Annotated in this window: 5 protein-coding genes; 4 read left to right on the forward strand and 1 reads right to left on the reverse strand. The window is 42.1% G+C overall.

Annotated features, from left to right (window positions below; genetic code table 11):
- The first annotated feature begins 211 nt into the window (after positions 1-211).
- The 3 genes from V7L20_RS06480 (at position 212) to V7L20_RS06490 (ending at position 3853) form a co-directional block, all read left to right on the forward strand.
- On the forward strand, positions 212-1060 hold the full coding sequence (locus tag V7L20_RS06480; RefSeq protein WP_334743265.1) for a prohibitin family protein: 849 nt from the start codon (positions 212-214) through the stop codon (positions 1058-1060).
- Positions 1061-1266: 206 nt separating this feature from the next.
- Positions 1267-1683, forward strand: coding sequence for a DUF1824 family protein (locus V7L20_RS06485; RefSeq protein ID WP_334743266.1), 417 nt, complete (start codon positions 1267-1269; stop codon positions 1681-1683).
- 241 nt (positions 1684-1924) lie between these two features.
- The gene (locus V7L20_RS06490; RefSeq protein WP_334743267.1) at positions 1925-3853 is read left to right on the forward strand and encodes an ABC-F family ATP-binding cassette domain-containing protein; all 1929 of its coding nucleotides are present in this window, start codon (positions 1925-1927) and stop codon (positions 3851-3853) included.
- A 107-nt stretch (positions 3854-3960) separates the two neighbouring features.
- Here V7L20_RS06490 and V7L20_RS06495 read toward each other — a convergent pair whose 3' ends face one another.
- Positions 3961-4188, reverse strand: a complete 228-nt coding sequence (locus tag V7L20_RS06495; protein ID WP_334743268.1) for a hypothetical protein — start codon at positions 4186-4188, stop codon at positions 3961-3963.
- A 165-nt stretch (positions 4189-4353) separates the two neighbouring features.
- Between V7L20_RS06495 and V7L20_RS06500 the strand changes: the two genes are divergently transcribed.
- Positions 4354-7155 (forward strand): NB-ARC domain-containing protein (locus V7L20_RS06500; protein ID WP_334743269.1); only part of this gene is annotated, 2802 nt, incomplete at its 3' end.

Genomic DNA, 7155 nt, shown 5'->3' on the forward strand with positions numbered 1-7155 from the left:
TAAACCGCCAGTGCCGTCTTCTTCAGATTAAACCTTTAATTCAGACAGACTAATGAGAAACTTAAACTAGTAATTTCTTTTACCCAATACAAAGTAAAATTTATGACTCAGCACCAGGCACTAGGGACTGGAAACTAAAAAAGGAAGACAAGGAGAATAATAACTCTTCATCACCAATGACCAATGACTAATTCATAATGGAGAGAGAAATTTGAAAAATCAGCAATTGGGAAATTGGCAAAGCACAGTTTTAGGAATTGTGTTAGCAACACTAGTGATTTTGGGGCTAAATTCCTTTATCATTATCAACCCAGGGCAAGCAGGAGTGATCAGCATCCTGGGTAAAGCGAAAGATGGGGCATTATTGGAAGGGATTCATGTAAAACCGCCTTTTATCTCTGTGATAGATGTGTATGATTTGACTGTCCAAAAATTTGAAGTGCCAGCAGAGAGTTCTACTAAAGATTTGCAAAATTTATCTGCGAGATTTGCGATCAACTTTCGCCTCGATCCCATACAGGTAGTTGAAGTTAGAAGAAAACAAGGAACCTTAGAAAATATTGTATCGAAAATTATTGCACCCCAGACTCAAGAAGCATTTAAAATTGCAGCAGCTAGAAGAACAGTAGAAGAAGCAATTACTAAAAGAAGTGAATTGAAAGAAGACTTTGATCGAGCATTAGGCGATCGCTTAGACAAATATGGGATAATTGTGTTAGATACTAGCGTAGTTGATTTAGCATTCTCACCAGAATTTGCCAGAGCAGTGGAAGAAAAACAAATTGCTGAACAACGGGCGCAAAGAGCCGTTTATGTAGCACGCGAAGCAGAACAAGAAGCACAAGCAGATGTGAATCGAGCCAAAGGTAGGGCAGAAGCTCAAAGACTCTTAGCAGAGACACTCAAAGCCCAAGGAGGGCAGTTAGTTCTGCAAAAAGAAGCAATTGAAGCTTGGAAGACTGGCGGCGCTCAAATGCCCAAAGTCCTCGTTATGGGTAGTGACTCAAAAAGCGGTATTCCCTTCATATTTAACCTTGGAAATGTTCAAAATCAACCTTAATTCTAGTAAATAATATTTAAATAAGTTGGGTTAGTACAGGAGCGCGAAAAGAAATATACCATGTCAGATCATGCAAGAACTTGGAATCCAATTCTCTTGACTTTTGACACTTCGACTTCCTCAGTGTTAACTTTTAACTTTCGCCTTGCGGCACTAGTCCCAACTCATACACAAAAGAAAAACCAATAACACAATAATCAAAGTTTATGTCAACCCCCAATCCTCAGAATCTCACCGCCGAAGAAGCGAAAAAATTACTGAATAAATTCAACTGTCTAGATATTGCGCCTGTCCTCAAGCCATCGGAAAAATCAGTAATTCGTAGTGCCTTAATTTTGATCGCTAAACTTGCTGATTATCAAATTTTAGGAATCTGTGCTGATACAGCAGAAGAAGGAATACTTGCCATGAAGACTTATTCTCTGGCTTTGGGTTATGAACCACCAGACAATTTACCTGCACCTGAAGGCCCAGTTTATATCAAATTAAATGGGAAAAATGGCTTATGTTATCTTGATTCTTATGCTGGACATCATCGTGGCGTATTAGTATCTTGTCAGTCTTACCACGAAGACGGAATCAACGAAATGTATGGACATCTCCCCTTGGACTTATTTCTATAGAATTCAGCGAATGTAGGTAAGGTATTTGCCTTACCTACCAGCGCAAGGTGAAAGTCAAAAGTTAACACTGAGCAGACTTGTGCCGAGCGTTCGCGTAGCGTCTCGTAGAGAAGCCGAGGTAATCGAAGTGTCAAAAATCAAAAATTTTGTATATTAAGGTTTTTGCTTGTTTAAAATTCTAGTTTGATTTATGCCGTGCTGTACTACTAACTAATAATCAATAAAAAAGTTTCTAAATCTTATGAGTATTATTACACTACAATCAGTAACAAAAGACTTTGGCATCAAAGAAATTTTAAAAGATGCCAGCTTTAGCCTCGATGCTACCGATAAAGTTGGCTTAATTGGTACTAACGGTTCCGGGAAATCAACCCTATTAAAAATGATCGCCGGATTAGAATCGATTGATAGCGGTCAAATTTTAGTCAACTCTGGTTCTAAAATTATTTACTTACCCCAGCAGCCAGATTTAGATGAAAATCACACAGTTTTAGAGCAAGTTTTTGCTGACAGTGGCGAACATATTGCTTTAGTGCGTGAGTATGAAGAACTCTCTGATAAATTGGTTCACTATCCAGATGATAGCCAACTGATGTCTCGCCTTTCTGTGGTGATGCAACAGATGGATACGACTGGTGCTTGGGAACTAGAAACTAATGCCAAAATCATCCTCACCAAATTAGGAATTTCTGACTTTGATGCCAAGATAGGCACTTTATCTGGAGGTTACCGTAAGCGTATTGCTTTAGCATCAGCATTGCTATCAGAACCAGATGTTTTGCTCATGGATGAGCCGACAAACCATCTTGATGCTCTTTCTGTAGAATGGTTACAAAGTTATTTAAATCGCTTTCGCGGCGCACTTTTTCTCATCACCCACGATCGCTACTTTCTAGATCGCGTTACCAATCGGATTATTGAAATCGACCGAGGCGACATTTACACCTATACAGGTAACTATTCATATTACCTTGAAAAGAAAGCTTTAGCTGAAGAATCTGCTGTAAGTAGTCAACGTAAACACCAAGGCTTGTTGCGGCGTGAGTTGGAATGGCTCAAAAAAGGGCCAAAAGCCAGAAGTACCAAGCAAAAAGCTAGAATTGACCGCGCTCACGCTCTGCGGGATACTGAATTTAAACAAGTTCAGGGTAAAGTTGATATTTCGACAGTCGGTCGTCGCATTGGCAAAAAGGTTATTGAATTAAATCAAATTTCTAAAGCCTACAATGGACGCACCCTAATTAATAATTTTACCTACGAATTTAGCCCAGAAGACCGCATCGGTATTATTGGCGCTAATGGTGCTGGTAAATCCACTTTAATGGATATTATTACTGGTCAGATTAAGCCAGATTCAGGTGTTGCAGAAATTGGTACTACAATTCACATCGGTTATTTTGACCAGCATTCTGAAGAATTGCTTACAGCTTTAAATGAAAATCAGCGCGTGATTGACTACATCAAAGAAGAAGGAGAGTTTGTCAAAATTACCGATGGTACTCAAATTACTGCTTCGCAAATGTTGGAGCGGTTTTTGTTTCCTGGTAATCAACAGTATGCCCCAATTAATAAACTTTCGGGTGGCGAAAAACGCCGTTTATTTCTATTGCGGGTTTTGATGAGTGCCCCCAATGTCTTGATTTTAGATGAACCGACAAACGATTTAGATGTCCAGACATTGGCAGTACTAGAGGATTATTTAGAAGATTTTGTCGGGTGTGTAATTGTAGTTTCTCACGATCGCTACTTTCTTGACCGCACCATCGACACAATATTTTCCTTTGAGGAAGGCGGTAATCTCCGGCAATATCCAGGTAATTACTCGATTTATCTGGATTATAAGAAGGCTGAAGAGGCACAGCAGCAAGCTGCTACCACTAAGGAGAAGCCCAAAAATGCCGAAGTCCAAAATGGTGCATCTTCATCCAAGAATACCGAAAATCAAAAGCGGCGGAGGTTATCTAATTGGGAAAAAAAGGAATTTGAGCAGTTGGAAGGTAAAATTGCCCAGTTAGAGGCCCAGAAGGCAGAAACCGAGAAAACACTAGCGAATGTCTCACCGGGGAATTATAGCCAAGTGCAGAAACTATATGATGAAGTGGAATCTTTGAAGCAGGCGATCGATGTGGCGACTGAACGCTGGTTAGAATTGGCAGAGATGGAGTCTTAATTTTTTAACACGACGTGAATTAAGACAACAGATGCGATGAATCGCGTCTATGTGATGATTTATTCAGCGTAGGTGCGTTACGGCGTTCCGTTAACACACCTACCACTTCATCTTTTACTTTTGAGCTTTGGAGAATCGTTTTTCTCCCTTTTATCCTGCAAGCTACGAAATTTAACCAGCACTGGAATATACTGTTGAATCATCCAAATCAACGCCTCAATGGATGAGTTACCTTCGTCGATTCGGCTTTTAGCTTGTAAACCAATCAAGAATAGTTGCATTGCCAGTAATAAAGCAATGGTTTTACTGAGAAGATTTTGACGCTTACCTTGCATTTGTTTGTACCCCAAAGAGTTGATAAATACAGGTTCTCTTTGGGGTTGTGTCCCTAAGCAAATACCCTAATCTTGCTGAAAATGCCTTAGAATCTGGATTACATGAGTTTGGGGTGGTAGTTTCAATATGGGGTAGCCTCAAACTTCTTACTCAATTTGGATGTAATGCCACGAACTACCTATGGGCCTGAGATTCAAAAGCGAGTCAAGCGTCTTCTAGAGGCGCTGCTTTGTTTTGTCGATAGAGAATTTGAGGATGGTAACTTTAAAATTGAGTACGACTGGAAAGAAGAAGACAGCGCTAACCCCAAGCTGACTGTGCAAACTACATTAGTCACCTTAGAGTTGCTGACTCAAAAAGACAAATATCCTGGCAAGTTAACTAAAGCACAAATTCGAGAAGCGCTGAATTTGCTGAAGGATTTCTTGAAGATTCTGGAAGATAATCGTCTCCAAACTCAAGGTTCTGATGACTGGCGCTTTACTTTAAAGCTATGGTCAAAGGATAGAGAGAAGAACCTGAAAGGGTTTGATGAAGCGTGGGAAAAGAAAAGACCAAATAAATCGAAAAAATTAACAGCCAATTCTACCCAAGATGAGGGTGTTGCTACTGTACCCCAAATTAAACTTACTCTATTTCAAGCACCACCTTTACCTACATACTTTGTAGAACGCCCAGAGTACAGCGATGATTTAAAGCCTCGTCTCCTCAACGGTTCATCATCTGATAGTCGCACTTTAGTAATTACTGCGATTCACGGTTTGGGTTCGGTGGGCAAATCTACTTTAGCTGCGGCTTTAGCCCATAATGCAGAAATACAATCTCGTTTTTGTGATGGCATTCTTTGGGCAACATTAGGTCAACAACCCAATGTGCTGGCTTTACTTAGTGGCTGGGTGCAAGCATTAGAAGACTATAGCTTTAAACCTACCAGTGTTGAAGCAACTTCCTCGCATTTGCGGACTCTGCTTTATGACAAGGCTGTGTTGCTGGTGGTGGATGATGCTTGGAATACCGAAGATGCACGAGCATTTAATTTTGGTGGGGCGCGTTGTCAAGTTTTAGTAACTACTCGTGAAGGTCACATTGCCGATGCCTTAGCAGCCAGCACCTACAGCCTGGATATAATGAAACCAGACCAGGCAATGGAATTGCTGACGAAGAAATTAAGACGCGAGATTACAGGCACAGAACGTCACTCAGCAGAAAACTTAGCCAAAGGCGTTGGTTATCTTCCCCTAGCATTGGAACTCGCAGCCGCCGAAGTTGCCTGTGGTACAACTTGGAATGAACTGTTGGCGGATATTCAGCAAGAAGTAGCCAGATTAACAAGTTTTGACCGACCGGAAGCCGAAGAAATTACTGATGAGGCTAGTTTAAAACGCTTGAGTTTAACCGCATCATTAAATTTGAGTGTCAAGAGAATGCCACCAGAAAAGCAGCAGCATTTTTCTTGGTTAGGGGTATTGCCGGAGGATGTCAACATTAATAAGATGATGGCGGCAACGCTGTGGCAGATGGATAAGCGTGATGCTGCCAAGATGTTGCAATATTTACGGAATAAAGCATTGCTATTAACAGGAGTACCGCTTGCTGATGGTATGCCTACCTATCGCTTACATGACTTATTCCACGATTTAGCTTGTAATTTGTTAACTGCTCCCTCCCAGCCAAAGCGCCCAGGAGATTTGGCTGGGTTGGGTTTAAACCTTGCTGATGTTCACGCTGGTTTGTTGGAGAAATATCGGCAGAAAACCCAGAATGGTTTATGGCATACTTTACTCGATGATGGTTACATTCATCAGTATTTAGTTTGGCATTTGGAAAAGGCTGGACAGTTAGAAGAGATTCACACCTTATTGCGGGAAGAGTCTGCAACTGGAAACAATGGCTGGTATGAAGTGCGAGAACAATTAGCACAAACTGGCGGTTACATCACAGATATTTCTCGTGCCTGGGAACTAGCAGAAGCGAATCGGACTGAATCAACACTAAGCTTGCAGTGTCGTTATGCTTTGATTACCGCATCGATGAATAGTTTGGCAGCTAATCTACCAGCAAATCTGCTGCTAGCGTTGGTCAAAAACAAGATTTGGACTCCCGAACAAGGACTAGCTTATGCCCTGCAAAAACCAGAACCACAAGAGAAAATTGACTCGCTGACAAAACTAGTCAATTATTTAACACCAAATCTTCAAGAACTAGCATTGCAAAAAGCCCTTGCTGCTGCCAGGGCAATAGAGTCTGAGTATTATCGTGCCAATGCCTTGAGTGCCTTAGCTGAGAAACTGCCACCAGAGTTATTGCAAAAAGCCCTTGCTGCTGCCAGGGCAATACAGTCTGAGGATTATCGTGCCAATGCCTTGAGTGCCTTAGCTGAGAAACTGCCAGAAGTTTTGCCAGAAGCCCTTGCTGCTGCCAGGGCAATAGAGTCTGAGTATTATCGTGCCAATGCCTTGAGTGCCTTAGCTGAGAAACTGCCAGAAGTTTTGCCAGAAGCCCTTGCTGCTGCCAGGGCAATAGAGTCTGAGTATTCTCGTGCCGATGCCTTGAGTGCCTTAGCTGAGAAACTGCCACCAGAGTTATTGCCAGAAGCCCTTGCTGCTGCCAGGGCAATAGAGTCTGAGTATTATCGTGCCAATGCCTTGAGTGCCTTAGCTGAGAAACTGCCACCAGAGTTTTTGCCAGAAGCCCTTGCTGCTGCCAGGGCAATACAGTCTGAGTATTATCGTGCCGATGCCTTGAGTGCCTTAGCTGAGAAACTGCCACCAGAGTTTTTGCCAGAAGCCCTTGCTGCTGCCAGGGCAATAGAGTCTGAGTATTATCGTGCCGATGCCTTGAGTGCCTTAGCTGAGAAACTGCCACCAGAAGTTTTGCCAGAAGCCCTTGCTGCTGCCAGGGCAATAGAGTCTGAGTATTATCGTGCCGATGCCTTGAGTGCCTTAGCTGAGAAACTGCCACCAGAA

This window comes from Nostoc sp. (genome assembly GCF_036916735.1).
Taxonomy (GTDB): domain Bacteria; phylum Cyanobacteriota; class Cyanobacteriia; order Cyanobacteriales; family Nostocaceae; genus Nostoc.